Raw genomic sequence first — 19,512 nt, forward strand, 5'->3', positions numbered from 1 at the left:
AGCACCTCCACGGGGTTGTTCATACCCCCAGTCAACCGAGGGCCACCGACATTCGAACCTCGAATAACCCCCGTTCAGAGCAATATTCCGAAACACGCGAAACACCGACCCGCCCTCCACAGAAACACCGACACGGCACTTCTCCACACTCTCGGCGGCACATCACACCACGACGCACGCGGACGTCCCACACCAGGGCAGAGTGTGAGCATCCGCGTCGACAAGACACACGACATCCCCCATGTCGATGTCGGCCGAGCATTCGTCGTCGAAACGGAGTCGACCATCCGCTCTCGATTTGACGCTCGCAGGTTCGCCAACTAAATTACAGATCGGTAACGGTGGCATCCGGGGGGATCGACCGCCGAGCACATCTGCCCTCCGGAAGGATCCCGTCACGAATTCCCTGCCACCCGAGCGCGCTCACGACGCCTCGGAAGCCTTCTCAGAAGCCCCCGACTCGGCCCGACCGCGCTTGCGGCGCGACTTGCGACGCTCCGCGTCCACGGAGCCGCAGAGTCCCCCCGCGATGGATGCAACCCGCGCGGGCGACGGACAGCGCGCCCGCACGACAGATGCACTCGGCGCGGTCGACGCACGAGAGCCGGCCGGTGCACCCCACGCAGGCGATGCCGCCGGCGCACCGACTTCCACCGACCTCCTCGACACACGCGACGCGATCGACGCACCCGACGCACCCGACGCACCCGACGCACCCGAAGCGATCGAAGCGATCGACGCCCTCGACACACGCGACGCACCCGACGCCCTCGACTCGATCGACACACCCGACGCACGCGACGCGATCGACCCCACACCGTCCGCATCGCCCGCCACACCGGCCGCATCGCCCGCCACACCCGCCACAGCTCCCGCTGCACCGACCGCTCGTCCGCAGGCGCGGGGCGCCGGCCGGCGCGGCACCCGGGGTGTTCGCGTGCGCCCTGGGCGCACGAAGCCGCAGAAGGCAGCGCCGTCGGTCCGGACCGGCCGAGCCAAGCGTCCGTGGGCGAAGGCCAAGGCGCTCGGGGCCACGTTCGCGATCGGCGTGATGGTCACCGGTGCGGCACTGCCCGCACTCGCCACGGGAAGCGATGGGGCCGTCGCCACCACCAGCCTCACCACAGCGGCCGCAGCCGATGCCGCGCAGTCCTACACGTCCGCGTCGGCGTCCACATCGACGGACGAGATCCGTGCCGAGATCGCTCCGCGGGGAACCTTCTCGGCGACGACGCCCGAGGAGATCGAGGAGACGCGCTCACGGGCCGTCGCCGCCGCCCTCGCTGCGGGCATGCCGCTCGGGAGCGCGGTCGAGATCCCCATCGCCGACCGCATCGTCATGCCGATGGCAGACGGCACGTACTCGTTCACCGACGGCTTCGGCGCCTCACGGCCGGGCCGGTCTCACCTGGGCCAGGACTTCGCTGCGGGTGTGGGAACGCCGATCAACGCCGCGATGAAGGGCTGCGTGTCCCGCTCCACCGAGAGCTACCAGGGCTACGGCGTGACGATCCAGATCGAGAGCATCGTCGACGGGCAGGCGGTGAGCACCGTCTACTCCCACATGAACTACGGAACCCGTGCGGTCAAAGTCGGCGACTGCGTCGACGAGGGCCAGTACATCGGCGACGTCGGATCGACCGGATATGTGTTCGGCTCCTGCTTGCACTTCGAGGTCCACATCAACACGGTCGCCGTCGATCCCATGCCCTGGCTCCAGACGCACGTGAGCTGACCCGCACCACCGGGCATCCCGGCGAGACCCCGACTTGGCACCGAGACCCCATAGTGCCGTCGACGAAAACCCGGGGCTTCGACGAGAAGCCGGGGCTTCGACGAGAAGCCGGGGCTTCGGCGAGAAGCCGGGGCTTCGGCGCCCCCAGACGGGCACGGCAGCTCAGTCGAGCGCGCTCATCACGTGCTTGATGCGGGTGTAGTCGTCGAAGCCGTACTGCGAGAGGTCCTTGCCGTACCCGGAGTGCTTGAACCCGCCGTGCGGCATGTCCGACACGAACGGGATGTGCGTGTTGATCCACACGCAGCCGAAGTCGAGGTCGCGCGAGAAGCGCATCGCCCTCGCGTGATCGGTCGTCCATACCGAGGCGGCGAGCGCATAGGGCACGTCGTTCGCCAGCTCGAGCGCCTCGTCGTCGCCGCCGAACACCTGCACGGTGAGCACCGGACCGAAGATCTCACCCTGCACGACCTCGTCGTCCTGCCGCACGCCCGAGACGATCGTGGCCTCCCAGAAGTAGCCCTGATCTCCCTGACGGCGTCCGCCGGTCTCGATGGTCGCGTGCGCGGGCAGCCGGTCGATGAAGCCCTGCACCTGAGCGAGCTGCGCCGCGCTGCTCAGCGGGCCGTACAGCACACCCTCCTCGTGCGGCCCGCCCGTGCGCGCGTGCGTCTTCGCCCTGGCCACCAGCGCGGCGACGAGCTCGTCGTGCCGCGAGGCGTGCACGAGTACCCGAGTGGCGGCGGTGCAGTCCTGCCCGCCGTTGAAGAAGGCCCCGGTGATGATCCCGTCGACCGCCTTCTCCAGCGATGCATCCTCGAACACGATCGCCGGCGCCTTGCCGCCGAGCTCCAGGTGCACGCGCTTGACGTCGTTCGCCGCCGAGCGCGCCACCGCCATGCCTGCGCGCACCGATCCCGTGATCGCGACCATCTGCGGAGTCGGATGCTCCACCAGCGCGACGCCCGTGTCACGATCGCCCAGCACGACGTTGAGCGTGCCGGCCGGGGTATGCTGCGCGACGATCTCGGCGAGCAGGAGCGTGGTCAGCGGCGTCGACTCCGCGGGCTTGAGCACGACCGTGTTCCCGGCGGCGAGCGCGGGCGCGATCTTCCAGACGGCCATGTTCAGCGGGTAGTTCCACGGGGTCACCTGGCCGATCACGCCGACCGGCTCGCGACGCACGAAGGAGGTGTGCCCGGCGAGGTACTCCCCCGCCGCGCGGCCCTCCAGGCTGCGGGCGGCGCCGGCGAAGAAGCGCAGCTGATCCACCGACTGCATGATCTCGTCGGCGACGAGGCTCGCGCGCGGCTTGCCGGTGTCCTGCGACTCCAGATCGGCGAACTCCTCGGCCCGCGACTCCATCTCGTCGGCGATGCGGAACAGCGCGAGCTGCCGATCGGCCGGCGTCGTGTCGCGCCAGAGCGGGAAGGCGGCGGATGCCGCGGCGTAAGCGGCGTCGACATCGGCGCCGTCGGAGATCGGCAGTTCACCGTAGACGGCTTCGGTGACAGGATCGAGGAGCGGCATCCGTTCCGTCCCGGTCGCGGGCACGGAGCGGCCGCCGATGAAGTTCTGCAACGGCGCCGAGTTCTTCAGAAGGGTGCGGGACATGCCGTCATGGTAGCGCGCACCCTGCGGAATCGGAAGATTTCACCCGGGTGTATCGACTGAATCAGTTGCAGAATCAGATTTAGACTGTCAATATCGACAGATGAGCCCCAAGCCTGCCCAGCCCGCACTGGACGACATCTCGAAGCGCATCGTCGAGCTCCTCCAGGAGGACGGCCGCCGCCCCTACGCGGAGATCGCCCGCGAGGTCGGCCTCAGCGAAGCCGCCGCCCGGCAGCGCGTGCAGCGGATGACCGAGGCCGGCATCATCCAGATCGTCGCGGTCACCGATCCCATGCAGCTCGGTTTCCACCGCATGTCGATGATCGGCATCCGCGTCTCCGGCGACCCCCGCGCGATCGCCGAGGAGCTCACCCTGATCCCGGAACTGGCGTACGTCGTCGTCGTGCTCGGCACCTTCGACATCCTCGTCGAGGCCGTGTGCGAGGACGACGAGCACCTGATCGACCTCATCGCGACCCGCATCCGAACGATTCCGGGCATCGCGCACACCGAGAGCCTGCTCTACGCCGGCCTCTACAAAGACCTCTACAACTGGGGCACGCGCTGAGGCGACCCCCGAACGCATCGGAGTGATCATGGGAACCACCGTCTTCGAACGCCGGCAGCCGTCGCAGGGGGTCATCGACGACTCCCTGCGCGACACCGCTCTCCGGGTGTTCTGGCTCGACGATGTCGATCGGCCGACGCATCCGCGTCTGAACGGCACGGTCCGCGCCGACCTCGCGATCGTCGGCGGTGGATATGCCGGGCTGTGGACCGCGGTGCGCGCCAAGGAGCGCGACCCCGAGCGCCGCGTCGTCCTGCTGGAAGCGTCGCGGATCGCGTGGGCGGCATCCGGTCGCAACGGCGGCTTCTGCGAGTCGAGTCTCACCCACGGCCATGAGAACGGCGTGACCCGGTGGCCCGAGGAGATCGAACGGCTCGAGGAGCTGGGCCACGAGAACCTCGACGGCATCGAGCAGACGGTCGCCCGCTACGGGATGGATGCGGAGTTCGAGCGCACCGGCCAGCTGGCCGTCGCGGTCGAACCGCACCAGGTCGAGTGGCTCCGCGACGAACCCGGCTTCCTCGATCGCGACGCCGTGCAGGCGGAGGTGCACTCCGAGACGTTCCTCGCCGGAGCCTGGGACCGGGAGGGCTCCGCGATGGTGCACCCCGCCAAGCTGGGCGTCGAGCTGGCCCGCGTGGCCGCAGACCTCGGCGTCGAGATCTACGAGCACAGCATCGTGCGCGCCATCGAGGGCGACGGGTCTGGTCCGATCACGCTGGTCACCCCGAACGGTCGGGTCGTGGCGGATGCCGTGGCGCTCGGCACCAACGTGTTCCCCTCGCTGCTGAAGCGCAACCGCCTGATGACCGTGCCGGTGTACGACTACGTGCTGATGACCGAGCCGCTCTCCGCCGAACAGCTCGCGTCGATCGGCTGGTCGAATCGTCAGGGCCTGGCCGACAGCGCGAACCAGTTCCACTACTACCGGCTCACCGCCGACGACCGCATCCTGTTCGGGGGCTACGACGCGGTCTACCACTACGGCGGCAAGGTGCGCCCGGAGTACGAGGACCGCATCGAGAGCCACCGCAAGCTCGCTTCGCACTTCTTCACGACCTTCCCGCAGCTGCAGGGCCTGCGCTTCACCCACCGCTGGGCCGGGGCGATCGACTCGTCGAGCCGCTTCTGCGCGTTCTTCGGCACCGCCCGCAAGGGCCGCGTCACCTATGCCACCGGCTTCACCGGACTGGGCGTCGGCGCCGCGCGCTTCGCCGCCGACGTCATGCTCGACAAGCTGTCGGGGGATACGACAGAGCGCACCGAGCTGCGGATGGTGCGCGAGAAGCCCATCCCGTTCCCGCCCGAACCCGCCGCCTCGATCGGCGTGAACCTCGTGCGCGCGGCCATGAACCGGGCCGACCACAACGAGGGCAAGCGCAACCTGTTCCTCAAGGCCCTCGACGCCGTCGGCATGGGCTTCGACTCATGAGCGGCCTCGCCGCCGGGGCGGGGGTGGATGCCGGCGTGCTGGTCCTCACGCACGAGCCGCTCCCCGCGGAGGAGGTGCTCGCCGGCGCCCCGACGACCGCCGTGCACGAGCTGGCGACCCTCGGCGGGGTCGAGATCGGCGTGTGGGAGATGGCACCGGGCACTGCGACCGACACCGAGGCCGACGAGGTGTTCGTGGTGCTGTCCGGCCGCGCCACGATCTCGTTCGCCTCATCGGGCGTGCCCGACCTCGAGGTCGGCCCCGGCTCAGTGGTGCGCCTCGCCGAGGGCATGCGCACGACCTGGACCGTCACCGAGACGCTTCGCAAGGTCTACGTGGCCTGACGGCAGGCGCGATCCGAAAGAGAACGTCAGGTTCGCAGCAGCGGGCGCACGGACGCGTACGCATCGCGGACGTCGCGCGTCGGCACGTCATAGACCCGGACGATGCCCGCAGCGCCCTCGTGGCGCGGCCACCCGGGGTCACCGCCGGTGATGAACGCGACCGCCGCGCCGTGCACCTCGTCGGCCAGGCCCTGCGGCGGGTTCGGTCCGGCGAGCGGCTCGATCCCCGGGCCGTCCAGGCAGTCGAAGAAGAACGGCACATCGAGGCAGTGCTCGGCGAAGCCGAAGCGTCCCGACGGCCAGGAGAACCGATACACCCAGGTCGGAGCAGGGCCGCGGTCGGCGACGACCTTCAGCAGCGCCGAGCGGAACATCCGGTCGGTCAGCAGCCTCCCGGCGACGCGGGCATTGCCGAGGCCCGTGACGTCGGCGTTGGCGGCGAGGTACTCGCGGCGCGCGGCCCTCGGCAGCCCGAGCTTTCCCAGCAGCAGCGACCGGGGCACCCAGCGGAGCTTCTTCGCCGCATCCGAGAACACCATGGTGAACTCGTCGTCGGTCGCCCCGAGCACCAGCGGCTTGTCGGCGCCGACACCCGCGGCCAGCGCCTCGCGCGTCGAACGCGGCAGCAGATCGCCGTCGATGCTCGGTCCGAGCGGCAGCCCCTCCTCGATCATGGTGCCGACCGCCGACGGCCCGAGCTCGGTCGCCTTCTTCTGCAGCTCGAGGATGCGCTCCTCGGACAGCGACGAGAACCCGGCCACGGTCGGCTCGACCCCGCCTGCGGCGGCGAGCGCGCGGCCGAACGCTTCGGCGCGGGTGGTGGCGACATCGGCGAGCGCGCCGGAGATCGCATAGACACCCTGGAACAGGTGCTGCGCCTTCTCCATGCCGAGCAGGGTCAGCACGGCACCGCCGCCCGCGGACTGCCCGGCGATCGTCACACGCGACGGATCTCCGCCGAACTCGGCGATGTTCTCCTGCACCCACTCCAGTGCGAGCAGCCAGTCGCGGACACCACGGTTCGAGGGAGCATCCTCGATCCACCCGAAGCCGTCGAAGCCCAGTCGATACGAGATCGACACGGTCACGACGCCGTCGCGGTTGAAGTTGCGGCCGTCGTACCAGGGGCTCGCGGGTGAGCCGGCGAAGTATCCGCCGCCGTGGATCCAGACGAGCACCGGGAGTCCGGTCCCCGGTTCGGCACGGGCCGGACTCGGTGTGAACACGTTGACGTTGAGCGTCGACTCGCCCTCGATGCTCGGCTCGGGGATGAGCGTGACGCCGGGATCGCCACGCTGCGCGGTGGCGGCGAACTCGAGCGCATCGCGCACACCCTCCCACGGCGCCTTCGGCACGGGCGCCCGGAATCGCAGCTCCCCGATCGGCGCCTCCGCGAACGGGATGCCGAGGAACGCCGCCGACCGCGGATTCCCGCGCCCGCCGGTGGTCGGACGCCAGCGTCCGCGCACCCGCCCTGCGGCGGTCGTCACCTCGACGAAGTCGGCGGTGGTCTCGAAGTCGATGTCGGTCATGACAGCATTCTCCTGGTCGCGGGCAGTGAGCGGGCCACATCGAAAGAGGCCTCAGCCGGGTGTGATCACCTCGGCGTGCGGCATCCGCGTCTTCATGACCCCGATCGCCTCGGGGTTGTCATCGACCAGCACGGCGTCACGGCCGAGCTCCGACGCCACGGCGCCGGTCGTGCCGCTGCCGGCGAAGAGGTCGAGCACACGGTCGCCGGGGCGGCTGGATGCGGTCACGATGCGGCGCAGGATCCCCTCGGGCTTCTGCGTGGGATAACCGGTCTTCTCGCGTCCCGTCGTCGGGACGATCGTGTGCCACCAGACGTCGGTCGGCAGCTTGCCGCGCGCGGCCTTCTCGGCGGTCACCAGTCCCGGTGCCATGTACGGCTCGCGGTCGACCTCATCGGAGTTGAAGACGTACGTCCGCGGATTCTTCACGTACACCAGGATCGTGTCGTGCTTGGTGGGCCAGCGGCTTCGCGACTTGGCGCCGTAGTCATACGCCCAGATCAGCTCGTTGAGGAAGCAGTCCCGCCCGAACACGGCGTCGAGCATCACCTTGGCGTAGTGCGCCTCCCGGTAGTCGAGGTGCAGGTACAGAGTGCCGTCGTCGGCGAGCAGCCGCCATGCCTCCTCGAGCCGCGGCATCAGGAAGGAGCCGTAGTCGTCGAAGCGGTCGTCGTAGGCGCGCAGCATTCCGCGCACCCGCTCGTACGCGTGGCCGTGGAATCCGTGCCGCACCTCGGCGGTGGGCACGGTCGCGGCCGCGGGCTCAGGGGTGGGCTCGGCGGTGGGCACGGTCTCGCCCGGTTCAGAACTCCTCAGATTCGAGCCGGTCGCTCCATCCGGCTCGCGGAGTTCCGGGGGTTCTTCGGTGACGGGCTCGGATTCTTGAGGAGTTGTGAACGTCCGGCGCGCGGTGACCACCTGCCGGCCCTGCGTCCGGCCGGTGTTGAACGGCGGGTCGAGGTACACGAGCGTGAAGGAACCCGTGGGCAGGGTCGCCGCGACGGCGAGGTTGTCACCCTCGATGATGGTGACCGCGCCCCGCGCCTGCGTCGGAGAAGCGCGCTTCCCTCGGCCGGAATCCGTGGATTCGGCCGCGGGAAGCGCATTCGTCCGAGTTTCGGGTCCGCCCTCCGGAGCGGCCACGGCCGCGGCACCCGCATTCGTCCGGGTTTCGGGTCCGTCGTCCGGCGCGGTCACGGCACCCGATGCAGCCACGCCTCGGTGGCGAACTTCGACGCGACGAGTGCCTCCGCGTCGGCGTACTCGTCCGCGGTGATCGCGCCGGTCTCGGCATCGGTGAGCGAGCGGAAGGTGTCTTTGAACCGCTCGATGATCTCGGCGCGCTCGAGTCCGGTCTGGCTGCGCAGCGGGTCGACGCGCTTGGCGGCCGACGTGGTGCCCTTGTCGCTGAGCTTCTCGCGGCCGATGCGCAGCACCTCGGTCATGACCTGGCCGTCGATGTCGTACGACAGCGTCGCGTGGTGCAGCACTCCCCCGTTGGCGAGGCGCTTCTGCGCGGCGCCGCCGATCTTGCCGGTCGGGCTCGCGATGTCGTTGAGCGGCTGGTACACCGCATCGATACCGAGGGACCGCAGCGCCTGCAGCACCCAGTCGTCGAGGAAGGCGTAGGAGTCGGCGAACGTCATGCCCGCGACGAGCGATGCCGGCACATACAGCGAGTACGTGATGATCTGCCCCGCGGCCATGAGCATCGCCCCGCCGCCGGAGATGCGGCGGACCACGTCGAAGCCGTGCCGTGCGGCACCCTCGGGATCGACCTCGTTGCGATACGACTGGAACGACCCGATCACGACGGCCGACTCGTTCCACTCCCAGATGCGCAGGGTGGGACGGCGGCGTCCCTCACCGACGCGGGCGGTGAGCACCTCGTCGAGGGCGAGGTTCATGCGCGGCGAGACCGCCTTGTCGTGCACGATCTCCCAGTCGAAGTCGCGCCATCCCGGGGCCGTCACGAGCGCGCGGCGCACCGCGGTGCCGACGGCTTCGGGCGAGAAGCCGAGCAGCTGAGCGCCATCGGGCAGCGCACTGCGGACGGCCGTCGCGATGGCCGTCGAGTCCGACTCGGCGGGCAGCCCGTTCACCGCGGCATTGATGTCGTCGAGTGCCGAGTCGGGCTCGAGGAAGAAGTCGCCGGCGAGGCGGAAGCGGGCGATCCGGTCGTCCTCGATCTCGAGGTCGACGACGACGAGCTTTCCACCTGGGACCTTGTATTCACCGTGCACGGAACCAGCTTAAGGCGCGCGGCCTCGGATGCGGCGGGTCAGCGATGGCGGATCGACCGCCGGGCGCATCGACCATCCGACCGATCAGCCCCCGAGCACCACCACGCGCTCCCCGGCGCGGATCGGCGTCGAGTACCGGTTGCCCGCGGGCGGCAGCGGGCAGACGTACTGGTCCGAGAACGCGCACGGCGGCAGGTAGGCGCGGTTGAAGTCGATCACGGCCGTGCCGTCTGCGGCGGGTTCGTCGACCGGCAGGAACCGGAAGCGATACGTCTCGAGCCCGTTGGTGCCGTCGGCGAAGACCGCGCTCAACGCCCCCTGTCCGTTCCTGGTGACGGTCAGCGTCTGCGGCGCACCGGCCAGTTCGAACCGCAGCCGCCCGGCGACGGGAGTCTCGCGGGCCCCGCCGTCGACCGACGTGATCAGGATCTGCTCGTCCGGAGTCTCCTCGAACACCGCGGGGAGTCGCCAGCGCTCGTCGGGCGCATAGGCGTCGATCGCGGTGAACCACTCGCGCTGCGGTCGTGCCGGGTTGAGCACCCGCAGCGCCAGCGCACCGTGGCGATCGAACACGCGCAGCTCCCGGCGGCCGAGGCGGATGCTCTCCGAGCCGCGCAGGATCACGGTCGACCCCGTCTGGCCGAGCTCGCTGCCGCGGATGCCGCCGTCTCCGGTCAGCGCCCAGAGCCCGGGGATGCCGTCGACCGCCGCCGCCTCCGTGATGAGCCAGTTCGTCGACTCGAGCGCCGACGGACCGTACTCCGACCCCGCGTAACGCTCGCGCGACGCGTGCCAGTCCTGCCAGTCCTTGACGAAGCTCATCGGTGCGGTCCCTCCCGTGCGAGCAGCACACACGGGCGCGCCCCTCGCTCCTGCGCGGAATACTGACCCGAATCTACGGTCGGGACCGAGCCCGGGGAACGGCTCCGTCACACGGCTTCACGTCGCGTCATTCCGCGTCACATCCGGCCCCGCACCGACGAGACCCCGCCTTCTGACCGAGACCCCGCCGTGCGCGCGCAGCCACCCCGGGGTGTGGACGCGAACCCGGGGTCTCGAGGTGCGAGCGGCCGCTCAGCGCGCGGGGATGTGCTTGTCGAGCCAGGCGAGCACGTCGGCGCGCACCTCGTCCTGCTGCAGTTCGGCGAAGATCTCGTGCCGCGCATCCGGATACACCAGCGTGGTCACATCGGTGAGCCCGGACCGGCTGCGGTACTCGTCGGCGAGCTTGTGCACGCTGCGGGGTCCGCCCACCGGGTCATCGCGACCGACGAGGAGCAGCATCGGGATGTCGCGGCCCAGGTCCTTGGCCGGACGCCCGTACAGCCGTGCGGCCTCGATCGGGCCGAAGAGCTTGAGCAACGGGACATCGGTCGTGAGCGGGTCGTCGGCGAACGCGGCCCACACGGCGGGATCGCGGCTGAGCCATTCGAGCCCGGTGGCGCCCTCGTCCTTCGCCCACCGCGCGTTCAGGGGTGCGGCGTTGAGGAAGCCGGGCGTGCGCAGTGCGGAGCCCGAGAGGATCACGGCATCCCAGGCCTCCGGGTGGTGGTTCACGAGCATCTGCGCCAGGAACGACCCCCACGAGTGGCCGAGCAGCACCAGTGGCAGGTCGGGGTTCTCATCGCGGATGATCCCGGTCAGCTGCCAGACGGCATCCTCGGCCGCGCGAAGGCCGCCGACGCCGAGCCTCCCCAATTTCTCGGGTCCGCCGTGCTGACGGATGCCGGTGCGGCCATGGCCTCGGTGATCGTCGGCGTAGACGTGGAAACCGGCCCCCGTGAGGGCGCCGATCAGGGCGCCGTATCGTCCGGCGTGCTCGCCGACGCCGTGCAGGAGCTGCACGACTCCGCGAGGAGTCCCCGCAGCCGGATGCACGTCGTAGACGATGGCCACGCCATGGGCGTCGGTGAACTCGCGCGTATCCGTCACGCTGCGAGCCTAGCGACCGGGCGCCGGGACCGCCTACCGCGCGACGGCATCCCGGATCGCGAAGGCGATGTCGCGGTCGGTGACCTCGTAGCCGCCGACGCCGTCGGAGGCAGAGCCCATCCGCACGCCGCCGTCTTCGATCACGGCGCGCTTGGCGGAGAAATGGATCGCGTCGACGCCGGCCGCGGCGAGCACCGGGGCGCTGGCGACATCGACTCCACTGCCGGCCATGACCTGGATCTCTCCCTCGGCCGCGGCGACCAGCGCACGCAGGGTGTCGATGCCGTCGATCGCGGCGGATGCCCCGCCCGAGGTGAGCACGCGAGCAAGGCCTAACTCGCGGGCGCTGCGCAGCGTCGCCACGGGGTCGACTGTCACGTCGATCGCGCGGTGCAGGGTGACGGGCGATCCACCCGCGGCGTCGCGCAGCCGCGCCATGGCGTCGAGGTCGAGGCGTCCCTCCGCGTCGAGGGCGCCGATGACCACGCCGGTGGCACCCGCAGCGATCGCGCATCGCACGTCACGCTCGCTGATCGCCAGCTCGTCGTCGGTGTAGTGGAAGCCGCCCCCGCGCGGCCGGATGAGCACGTGCACCTCTGGACCTTCCGCCCCGGCCGTCTCGACCGCCAGCTCGAGCGTCGCGGGCGACGGGGTCAGTCCGCCGAGGGCGAGGGCCGTGGCGAGCTCGACGCGGTCGGCGCCGATCTCGGCGGCGATGCGCACTCCGGCGGGGTCCTGCACGGCGATTTCCAGGGCGAGCGTTCGGGTCACCCCTCCATTGTGCCGGGTGCCGAGACGGCGTCCGAAAAATTAGATAGGCTATCTAAGTAATGTCTGCGTCCGATGAATCCCTCCACCTCACCGCCACAGACCTGCGCATGGCCACGTTCCGGCTGGCCCGTCGCCTCCGCTGCGCCCGCGCGGCCGACTCGATGAGCGATGCGCAGCTGGCGGTGCTCGCCGACCTGCGCATGAACGGCCGCCGCACGATCTCGACCCTCGCCGTCCGCGAGCGCGTGACCGCCCCGTCGATGACCAGCACCATCAACGGCCTCGAGGAGCAGGGCTTCGTCGTGCGCACCCCCGATGAAGACGACCGCCGCCGCGTGCAGGTCGACATCACCGATGCGGGTGTCGAGATCGTCGTGGAGACGATCCGCCGCCGCGACGAGCTGCTGGCCGACATGCTGCGCGAGGTCGAGTACACCGAGGCCGAGCTCACCACGCTCCGAGAAGCCAGTGCACTGATGCGGCGGGTGGTGGAGCGATGAGCGCGATGTTCCGTTCGTTCGCGAACATCAACTACCGCATCTGGTTCGCGGGGGCCCTGGTCTCGAACGTCGGCGGCTGGATGCAGGCCACCGCCCAGGACTGGGTCGTTCTCACCGAGCTGACCGACAACGACGCCACCGCGATGGGCGTCACCATGGCGCTGCAGTTCGGTCCGCCGCTCGTGCTGGTGAGCCTCACCGGATGGGTGGCCGACCGCTTCGACCGACGCCACATCCTGTTCGCCACCCAGTCGGCGCTGCTGGCCCTCGCGATCGCGGTGGGTGTGCTGCTGCTGAACGACGTGATGACCCTGCCGATGATGTTCGCCTTCGCACTCGGTTTCGGCGTCGTGAACGCGTTCGACGCCCCAGCCCGGCAGGCGTTCGTCTCCGACATGGTGTCGACCGGCGACACCTCGAACGCGGTCGCACTCAACTCGGCATCCTTCAACCTCGCCCGCATGATCGGCCCGGCGGTCGGTGGTCTGCTGATCGTGGCGATCGGTTCGGGCTGGGTGTTCATCGTGAACGCCGCCACCTTCCTCGCGATGATCCTCGCGCTGTCGATGCTGCGCACCGGGCTGCTCGCGCCGCGACTGAAGAGTCGCAGCCGCGGAGGCCTCGCCGCCGGGTTCCGCTACGTGTGGGGGCGCAGCGATCTACGGGTCGTGTTCGTCACGGTGTTCCTCATCGGCGCGTTCGGCATGAACTTCCCGATCTTCGCCTCGACCATGGCCTTGGAGTTCGGCGCGGGCGCCGACGGCTACGGCGTGCTCAGCTCGGTGCTCGCGATCGGCTCCCTGATCGGCGCGCTGCTCGCGGCCCGTCGCGACCGCGCGCGCGTCCGTGTCGTGATCCTCGCCGCGGGCGGATTCGGCATCGCCGCGTTCGTGTCGTCCGCCATGCCGACCTACGCCTCCTACGCCGTCACCCTGACGTTCACCGGCTTCATGATCGTGACGCTGCTCACCACCGCCAACGGGTACGTGCAGATCACGACGGAGCCGGCGCTGCGCGGGCGCGTGCTCGCCCTGTACATGGCCGTGATCATGGGCTCGACGCCCGTGGGTGCCCCCATCGCCGGATGGGTCGCCGACTCCTTCGGACCACGTGCCGCCATCATGCTCGGCGGCACGGCCGGATTCGTCGCCTGCGCGATCGGGGTCATCTGGGTGGCGACCTCGGGACGCCTGCGCCGCGCCGAGAACCGCCGCTTCCTGCTCACGCTCGACGAGACCCGGCCGCTGCGGGTGATCGAGCGGCCCGACCCGATCGAGTTCAGCGACGAGGCCGCCGTCACGACTCCGATCCGGAGTGCGAAGAGGAACGACGTCGAGGACTGAACCTCTTTCCGCCGTTTGTCAACGCCCTCTACGGAGTGCATCCGGCGTACGTACCGTCGGTGCATGGACGACAACACGGAACGCACACCCCACCCGCAGGATCCTGCCGAAGGCGCTCGCCACGTCGGCGTGCCGGATGAGGATGCCGGTCAGGGCGACGGCAGCGGCGGCGCGATCCAGGGCGACAGCTCGCGCGGCGAATCGACCGGCGGTGCCATCCAGGGCGATGCCGGCCAGGGTCACCGCTCAGCCCTCGGCGGCGATGAGGAGACCGAGGACCAGCTCCAGGCCGACAACGCGGCCGAGGAAGACACGTTGAAGACGCTCGATCCGGATTCCCCACCGGCCTGAGCACTCCGGAAGGGCAGCGTCACCGTCAGCCGTCGTCCCCAGCGTCGGCCCTCCCCCGGCGGTGGCGCTGTCCGCTTCCCGGGCGCGTCCGCGTCCGGCATCCGGCATCCGGCATCCAGCATCCGGCATCCGGCATCCGTCTCACATGTCGGACGGATGCACGGATGCAGGGCGACACGCCGTGTTCCGCCCCGACATCCGTCCGTCCTCCCGACATCCGAGCCGGGACCTCGATCAGCCGAGCACGAGCTTGAGCTGCTCCACCGCCCAGTCCAGTTCGGTCGCGCGGATCACGAGCGGCGGCGCGATGCGGATGGTCTGACCGTGCGTGTCCTTCACGAGCACGCCCCGATCGAGCAGCTTCTCGGCGATCTCGCGGCCCGTTCCCTTGGCGGGGTCGATGTCGACGCCCGCCCAGAGACCGGCGATGCGCACCGCTGTCACGCCGTGCCCGATCAGCGGCTGCAGCGCCTGCTCGAGGTGCGCGCCGAGTGCCCGGGCACGCTCCTGGAACTCACCGGTCTGCAGCATCTCGACCACGCGCAGGCCCACCGCCGCAGCGAGCGGGTTGCCGCCGAAGGTCGAGCCGTGCTCGCCCGGATGGATCACACCGAGCACGTCGGTGTTGCCGACCACGGCCGAGACGGGGAGGATGCCGCCGCCGAGGGCCTTGCCGAGCAGATACAGGTCCGGCACGACGCCCTCGCGGTCGCAGGCGAACGTCTCGCCCACGCGTCCGAGTCCCGCCTGGATCTCGTCGGCGATGAACAGCACGTTCTTCTCGTCGCAGATCTCGCGGATGCGGCGCAGGTAGCCCTCCGGCGGGATCACGACGCCGGCCTCGCCCTGGATCGGCTCCACGAGCACGGCGGCCGTGTCGTCGGTGATCGCCGCGGCGATGGCATCCGCGTCGCCGTAGGGCACGACGTCGAATCCCGGCGTGTACGGACCGAAGTCGTCGCGTGCCTGCTCGTCGTCGCTGAAACTCACGATCGTGGTCGTGCGGCCGTGGAAGTTGCCGGCGGCGACGATGATGCGCGCCTTGCCTGCAGCGATGCCCTTGACCCGGTAGCCCCAGGCGCGAGCGACTTTGATGCCGGTCTCGACGGCCTCGGCGCCGGTGTTCATCGGCAACACGAGGTCCTTGCCCGACAGCTCCGCGAGCGCCGCGGCGAACGGCTCGAGCCGGTCGCTCTGGAACGCGCGGCTGACGAGCGTGACCCGGCCGAGCTGCTCGGTGAGCGCGGCCACGAGCGCCGGATGCCGGTGCCCGAAGTTCACGGCCGAGTATGCGGCGAGCAGGTCGAGGTAGCGCTTGCCCTCGACATCCGTCACCCAGGCGCCCTCACCGCGGGCGATGTTGACCGGCAGCGGGTGGTAGTTGTGCGCGACGTGCGGCTCGGCGCTGGCCTCTCCCGGCTGGGTCGCTGAGCCCGTCGAAGCGTCGACCGCGGTCACTTGGCACCCCGCAGCTCGAGCGTGCAGCACTTGATGCCGCCGCCGCCGAGCAGCAGCTCGGAGAGGTCGACGGTGATGGGGTTGTATCCGCGCTCGCGCAGCTGCTTCTCGAAGCCCTTGGCGCGCGGCGAGATGATCACGTTGTAGCCGTCGCTCGACGAGTTGAGGCCGAACACCGCGCCGTCTTCGTCCGACACGAGGATCGCGTCGGGGAAGCGCTTCTCGAGTTCGGCGCGGCTGGCGTCGTCGAAGGCGCCCGGGAGGTAGGCGATGTTCGCGCGCTCGGGGCCGCCGTTCTCCGTGCCCTGCACCGGGTCGAGCACGGCGATGGCGGTGTCGAGGTGGTAGAAGCGCGGGTCCACGAGGTTCAGCGAGACGACCTCGCGGCCGAACACTTCGCCCACCTCGCTGTGGCTGTCTCCTGTGGAGCGGAAGCCGGTGCCGGCCAGGATCACGTCGCCGACGAGCAGGAAGTCGCCCTCGCCCTCGTTGACCTCCTTCGGCATCACGGTGTCGTAGCCCGCCGCGCGGAACCAGTCGGCGAACGCCGGGGCCTCACCCTGCCGCTCGACGAAGCGGAACTCGGGCACGTATGCGCGGCCGTCGATGAGGAACCCGCCGTTGGCCGTGTAGACCATGTCGGGGTAGCCGGCGAGCGGCTCGATGAGTTCGACCGTGTGGCCGAGCTCGAGGTAGAGGTCGTGCAGCTTCTGCCACTGCGCCACGGCGTTGGCGGTGTCGGTGGGCCGCGACGGCTCCATCCACGGGTTGATGGAGTAGTTCACGGTGAAGTGCTCCGGCTTGCACATCAGGTAGTGACGGCGGTGCGCGGTGCGGGCGGGTGCGGTGGAGACGGCGGCTTCAGGCGTCGACATGGATGCTCCTCGAATGGACGGGCGCGGCGGACGCTGTCCTGGGGCCCGGCGGTCCTTCGACCCGCTGCTCGTTCAGAGCCGGCGACGGGGAAGATGCGACTCGGGCACGCCGGAGTCCATTGTGTCACCCGCCCCCTGTGCGCCGCCAGAGCCGCGCCCCATCCGAGGCCCTCACGCCCCCGCGCCTCGGACGACGACCTTCCCCACGGTGTGCCCGGCCTCGACGTGGGCGAGGGCGGCGGATGCTTCCGCGAACGGGTACTCGCGCTCGATCACGGGCACGATGCGGCCGTCGGCGACGAGTTCGAGGAGCTTGGCCAGCACCTCGGGTCGCGGCGTCGCGGCGAGGGGACGGATGCGCCGCGAGCCGATCGACAGCACCGCAGCCCGCAGCATCCGCGGGATCGGGCCCAGCACGTGCCCGCCGTCGCCGGTGACCAGCACGATCCGACCGCCGTGCCCGACGAGGCGCTGCAGCTCGCGCAGCGGCATCCCCCCGGCGATGTCCACGATCGCGTCGAAGCGGCCGTCCGGGATCTCGCTCAGCGGCGACTCGCGGTGGTCGAACGTGCGCACGGCACCCAGGCGCTCCACCAGCGGCGCGTTGCGGGCGCTGCACGCGGCCCACACCTCGGCCCCACGGAGCGCGGCGAGCTGCACCGTGAACGTGCCGACGCCGCCGGATGCGCCGATGATCAGCACCCGCGGGGCCTCTCCTCCACGCAGGCCGACGCCGGCGAGGTCGAGGGCCTGCCACGCGGTGCCGCCGGCGATCGGGAGGGAAGCCGCGGCCTCGGCCGTGATGTCGGGCGGGGTCGGCACGAGCCGGGAGGCGGGCACCCGCACGTACTCGGCGAGTCCTCCGCCTCCGACCAGCTCGCCCACGACGTCTTCGCCGATCTCGGCGCTCACGACGTCGGGCCCGACCGCGACGACGGTGCCGGCGACCTCCATGCCGCGCACCGGGTGCTTCGGTCGGGTGAGACCGAAGACCGGGCGCACGAGGAGCGGATCGCCGAGCAGCAGCCGCACATCGCCCGCGTTCAGGGAGGTGGCCCGCACCTTCAGGAGCACCTCGCCGCGATGCGGCACCGGCACGGGGATCTGCTCGAGACTCACCCCGGACGACGGGCCGTAGGTCTCGCGTCGCCAGGCGTTCATCGTCTCTGTCATGATGCTCCTCCGGATGCGGGGGCGGGGTAGGTGAAGAGGTCGTCGAGCCCGACCCCGAACGCCCGCGCGATCTGGAACGCCAGCTCCAGCGTGGGCGAGTACTTCTGCTGCTCGATGGCGATGAGCGTCTGCCGGGTCACACCGACGGTGCGGGCGAGCTCGGCCTGGGTGAGGCCCGCCTGCTCGCGATGTGCACGGATGCTGTTGGAGACGAGGGTCGGCTTCACCATCAGACGAGCCCCCGCCGGTAGGCGATCACGCGGGCGATGCCGCCGACGAGCGCGGAGATCGCGAAGCCCAGGTACATGGTGTTCGCGATCCAGAAGACGTCGGCGCCGACCGCGCACAGCGCGATGACCCCGAGCCCGGCGATCACGACGAAGGCCTGCTCGACCCGCCCGCCCATGCGGCTGATGTCACGGTCGCGGATGTCGGAGCGGCCGGCGCCGTCCGGGTCCTTCATCCCGGCGAGGATGCCCCAGACGATGCTGATGACGATCGTCGCGACGATGCCTCCGACGATGGTCCACAGCATGAGCGGGAACCAGTCGACGGTGGTGAGCGGCGCTCCCCCGGCCTTCTGGAGCACCAGCACGACGTAGACGATCAGCGCGATCGGGCTGACGATGAGTCCCGCCCAGGCGTTGCGTTCTTCGTAGACCATGATGCCTCCGATGTAAAAGATTCTTGACACTCACGCTACGCCCGCTGGTGCGCCGTGTCAAGAATTCTTTACACGCCGACGCGCTCCGGTCGCAGTTCCTGCCGCACCCACGTGAATCGGGCGGCAGGAAGTGCGACCGGAGCATCAGCAAGCGGCAGGAACTGCGACCGGAGCATCAGCAAGCGGCAGCGGGCGGCAGACCGGCATCAGATCACGTCGCTGCTCCAGGGGTCGAGGTTGCCGTAGCGGTGCGCGGTGATCGAGATCGACTGCTCGTGCACGAACGGCAGCAGCTCGATGCGCGCGGCCGCTGTGACCTCGCCGTCGTACACCGCGAGGTCGGGATCACCCCCGGATGCCGCGGCCAGGGCCGTGTGCAGCGCGGCGACCGCGGCACGACCGCCGACCAGTCGCACCCGGTCGCTCACGGGCAGCGCGGCGACGCCCCCGGCGGCATCGTCTGCGCGGAGCATCCGCTGCATCCACTCCTCGTCGGTCTCGAGGAAGACCGCGGCGTCGAGGTCGCCGAGCGCGCGGCGCACGTCGCCGGGCAGGCCGACCGGCGTCGAGAGCACGAAGTCCGCTCCCGAGCGCACGCCCGCGATCACCACGCGCAGCAGATCCTGCAGCGCCGCATCTTCCGTGGCCCGGATCTCGACCGGCACCGGGCGGTACCGGAAGAGGTTCCGCTCCACTCCGAGGTGCGAGACGTCGCGCACCTGCCCGAACTCGCGGTCCCAGGCCAGGGCATCCGAGAGCGCCGAGCGCCGCAGCCATTCGAACGCCTCGTACTCCAGCGACGACTGCGCCGACTCGATGAGCGCCGTGATGCGGGAGTCGAGCCCGCGCAGGTGCAGCGTGCTCGAGGCCGGTCCGCCCGGCTGCGAGCGCCAGGAACCGAGCCCGATCAGATAGTTCGGGCCGCCCGCCTTGGCACCGGGACCGACGGCCGAGCGCTTCCAGCCGCCGAACGGCTG

General features: G+C 70.3%; 19 protein-coding genes and 1 pseudogene. 7 read left to right on the plus strand and 13 right to left on the minus strand.

What is annotated here, in order from left to right:
- Positions 1 to 529 precede the first annotated feature (529 nt).
- Positions 530 to 1,735, plus strand: coding sequence for a M23 family metallopeptidase (locus DW298_RS19585; protein ID WP_240745015.1), 1,206 nt, complete (start codon positions 530 to 532; stop codon positions 1,733 to 1,735).
- A gap of 162 nt (positions 1,736 to 1,897) precedes the next feature.
- On the opposite strand, the gene DW298_RS04585 is transcribed toward DW298_RS19585, so the two are convergent.
- Entirely contained in the window at positions 1,898 to 3,349 is a 1,452-nt protein-coding gene (locus DW298_RS04585) for a gamma-aminobutyraldehyde dehydrogenase (RefSeq protein WP_136041295.1), read from the minus strand.
- A gap of 100 nt (positions 3,350 to 3,449) precedes the next feature.
- On the opposite strand from DW298_RS04585, the gene DW298_RS04590 reads away from it, so the two are divergent.
- From DW298_RS04590 to DW298_RS04600, 3 genes are read left to right on the plus strand one after another with little or no spacing between them, the layout of a single operon-like run.
- Positions 3,450 to 3,917: an Lrp/AsnC family transcriptional regulator gene (locus DW298_RS04590; RefSeq protein WP_136041296.1), complete on the plus strand. Its 468-nt coding sequence runs from the start codon at positions 3,450 to 3,452 to the stop codon at positions 3,915 to 3,917.
- A 28-nt stretch (positions 3,918 to 3,945) separates the two neighbouring features.
- Positions 3,946 to 5,349 (plus strand): FAD-dependent oxidoreductase, encoded by a 1,404-nt coding sequence (locus tag DW298_RS04595; protein ID WP_136041297.1) that lies wholly within the window; start codon positions 3,946 to 3,948, stop codon positions 5,347 to 5,349.
- Positions 5,346 to 5,693, plus strand: coding sequence for a cupin domain-containing protein (locus DW298_RS04600; protein ID WP_136041298.1), 348 nt, complete (start codon positions 5,346 to 5,348; stop codon positions 5,691 to 5,693). Before DW298_RS04595 ends, DW298_RS04600 begins: the two co-directional genes overlap by 4 nt.
- A gap of 26 nt (positions 5,694 to 5,719) precedes the next feature.
- On the opposite strand, the gene DW298_RS04605 is transcribed toward DW298_RS04600, so the two are convergent.
- The 6 genes from DW298_RS04605 to DW298_RS04630 all read right to left on the minus strand — a co-directional run bounded on the left by DW298_RS04605 (position 5,720) and on the right by DW298_RS04630 (position 12,171).
- The gene (locus tag DW298_RS04605; RefSeq protein ID WP_136041299.1) at positions 5,720 to 7,225 is read right to left on the minus strand and encodes a carboxylesterase family protein; all 1,506 of its coding nucleotides are present in this window, start codon (positions 7,223 to 7,225) and stop codon (positions 5,720 to 5,722) included.
- Positions 7,226 to 7,276: 51 nt separating this feature from the next.
- The gene (locus DW298_RS04610; protein ID WP_136041312.1) at positions 7,277 to 8,251 is read right to left on the minus strand and encodes a site-specific DNA-methyltransferase; all 975 of its coding nucleotides are present in this window, start codon (positions 8,249 to 8,251) and stop codon (positions 7,277 to 7,279) included.
- Positions 8,252 to 8,418: 167 nt separating this feature from the next.
- A complete protein-coding gene (locus DW298_RS04615) occupies positions 8,419 to 9,468 on the minus strand; it encodes a biotin/lipoate A/B protein ligase family protein (RefSeq protein ID WP_136041300.1) in 1,050 nt (349 codons plus the stop codon).
- An 84-nt stretch (positions 9,469 to 9,552) separates the two neighbouring features.
- The gene (locus DW298_RS04620) at positions 9,553 to 10,290 is read right to left on the minus strand and encodes a DUF1684 domain-containing protein (RefSeq protein WP_136041301.1); all 738 of its coding nucleotides are present in this window, start codon (positions 10,288 to 10,290) and stop codon (positions 9,553 to 9,555) included.
- A gap of 252 nt (positions 10,291 to 10,542) precedes the next feature.
- Positions 10,543 to 11,400, minus strand: a complete 858-nt coding sequence (locus DW298_RS04625) for an alpha/beta hydrolase (RefSeq protein ID WP_136041302.1) — start codon at positions 11,398 to 11,400, stop codon at positions 10,543 to 10,545.
- A 33-nt stretch (positions 11,401 to 11,433) separates the two neighbouring features.
- On the minus strand, positions 11,434 to 12,171 hold the full coding sequence (locus DW298_RS04630) for a copper homeostasis protein CutC (protein WP_136041303.1): 738 nt from the start codon (positions 12,169 to 12,171) through the stop codon (positions 11,434 to 11,436).
- 59 nt (positions 12,172 to 12,230) lie between these two features.
- Here DW298_RS04630 and DW298_RS04635 point away from each other — a divergent pair, with 59 nt between their 5' ends.
- The 3 genes from DW298_RS04635 to DW298_RS04645 all read left to right on the plus strand — a co-directional run bounded on the left by DW298_RS04635 (position 12,231) and on the right by DW298_RS04645 (position 14,365).
- Positions 12,231 to 12,671, plus strand: a complete 441-nt coding sequence (locus DW298_RS04635; protein WP_136041304.1) for a MarR family transcriptional regulator — start codon at positions 12,231 to 12,233, stop codon at positions 12,669 to 12,671.
- 5 nt (positions 12,672 to 12,676) lie between these two features.
- Positions 12,677 to 14,014: an MFS transporter gene (locus tag DW298_RS04640; RefSeq protein WP_136041313.1), complete on the plus strand. Its 1,338-nt coding sequence runs from the start codon at positions 12,677 to 12,679 to the stop codon at positions 14,012 to 14,014.
- A 63-nt stretch (positions 14,015 to 14,077) separates the two neighbouring features.
- Positions 14,078 to 14,365, plus strand: coding sequence for a hypothetical protein (locus tag DW298_RS04645; RefSeq protein ID WP_136041305.1), 288 nt, complete (start codon positions 14,078 to 14,080; stop codon positions 14,363 to 14,365).
- 234 nt (positions 14,366 to 14,599) lie between these two features.
- On the opposite strand, the gene rocD is transcribed toward DW298_RS04645, so the two are convergent.
- The 6 genes and pseudogenes from rocD to DW298_RS04675 all read right to left on the minus strand — a co-directional run.
- Positions 14,600 to 15,823, minus strand: a complete 1,224-nt coding sequence (gene rocD, locus DW298_RS04650; protein ID WP_136041306.1) for an ornithine--oxo-acid transaminase — start codon at positions 15,821 to 15,823, stop codon at positions 14,600 to 14,602.
- A complete protein-coding gene (gene ddaH, locus DW298_RS04655; protein WP_136041307.1) occupies positions 15,820 to 16,698 on the minus strand; it encodes a dimethylargininase in 879 nt (292 codons plus the stop codon). The genes rocD and ddaH overlap by 4 nt, the downstream gene beginning before the upstream one ends.
- Before the next feature lie 171 nt (positions 16,699 to 16,869).
- The gene (locus tag DW298_RS04660; protein WP_136041308.1) at positions 16,870 to 17,871 is read right to left on the minus strand and encodes an NAD(P)-dependent alcohol dehydrogenase; all 1,002 of its coding nucleotides are present in this window, start codon (positions 17,869 to 17,871) and stop codon (positions 16,870 to 16,872) included.
- Positions 17,868 to 18,101 (minus strand): helix-turn-helix transcriptional regulator, encoded by a 234-nt coding sequence (locus DW298_RS04665; RefSeq protein WP_136041309.1) that lies wholly within the window; start codon positions 18,099 to 18,101, stop codon positions 17,868 to 17,870. The genes DW298_RS04660 and DW298_RS04665 overlap by 4 nt, the downstream gene beginning before the upstream one ends.
- Positions 18,101 to 18,535: a hypothetical protein gene (locus tag DW298_RS04670; protein ID WP_136041310.1), complete on the minus strand. Its 435-nt coding sequence runs from the start codon at positions 18,533 to 18,535 to the stop codon at positions 18,101 to 18,103. Before DW298_RS04670 ends, DW298_RS04665 begins: the two co-directional genes overlap by 1 nt.
- 206 nt (positions 18,536 to 18,741) lie before the next feature.
- Positions 18,742 to 19,512 (minus strand): annotated as a pseudogene (locus DW298_RS04675) (1-pyrroline-5-carboxylate dehydrogenase); the annotation flags it as partial.

The sequence above is a fragment of the Microbacterium sp. A20 genome (assembly GCF_004794515.1).
Classification (GTDB): Bacteria; Actinomycetota; Actinomycetes; order Actinomycetales; family Microbacteriaceae; genus Microbacterium.

Excerpts from the sequence above, each read along its gene's own strand:
- DW298_RS19585 (WP_240745015.1), top strand. The coding sequence starts at position 530 with ATGGATGCAACCCGCGCGGGCGACGGACAGCGCGCCCGCACGACAGAT.
- DW298_RS04585 (WP_136041295.1), bottom strand. The coding sequence starts at position 3,349 with ATGTCCCGCACCCTTCTGAAGAACTCGGCGCCGTTGCAGAACTTCATC.
- DW298_RS04590 (WP_136041296.1), top strand. The coding sequence starts at position 3,450 with ATGAGCCCCAAGCCTGCCCAGCCCGCACTGGACGACATCTCGAAGCGC.
- DW298_RS04595 (WP_136041297.1), top strand. The coding sequence starts at position 3,946 with ATGGGAACCACCGTCTTCGAACGCCGGCAGCCGTCGCAGGGGGTCATC.
- DW298_RS04600 (WP_136041298.1), top strand. The coding sequence starts at position 5,346 with ATGAGCGGCCTCGCCGCCGGGGCGGGGGTGGATGCCGGCGTGCTGGTC.
- DW298_RS04605 (WP_136041299.1), bottom strand. The coding sequence starts at position 7,225 with ATGACCGACATCGACTTCGAGACCACCGCCGACTTCGTCGAGGTGACG.
- DW298_RS04620 (WP_136041301.1), bottom strand. The coding sequence starts at position 10,290 with ATGAGCTTCGTCAAGGACTGGCAGGACTGGCACGCGTCGCGCGAGCGT.
- DW298_RS04635 (WP_136041304.1), top strand. The coding sequence starts at position 12,231 with ATGTCTGCGTCCGATGAATCCCTCCACCTCACCGCCACAGACCTGCGC.
- DW298_RS04640 (WP_136041313.1), top strand. The coding sequence starts at position 12,677 with ATGTTCCGTTCGTTCGCGAACATCAACTACCGCATCTGGTTCGCGGGG.
- DW298_RS04645 (WP_136041305.1), top strand. The coding sequence starts at position 14,078 with ATGGACGACAACACGGAACGCACACCCCACCCGCAGGATCCTGCCGAA.
- ddaH (WP_136041307.1), bottom strand. The coding sequence starts at position 16,698 with ATGTCGACGCCTGAAGCCGCCGTCTCCACCGCACCCGCCCGCACCGCG.
- DW298_RS04660 (WP_136041308.1), bottom strand. The coding sequence starts at position 17,871 with ATGACAGAGACGATGAACGCCTGGCGACGCGAGACCTACGGCCCGTCG.
- DW298_RS04665 (WP_136041309.1), bottom strand. The coding sequence starts at position 18,101 with ATGGTGAAGCCGACCCTCGTCTCCAACAGCATCCGTGCACATCGCGAG.
- DW298_RS04670 (WP_136041310.1), bottom strand. The coding sequence starts at position 18,535 with ATGGTCTACGAAGAACGCAACGCCTGGGCGGGACTCATCGTCAGCCCG.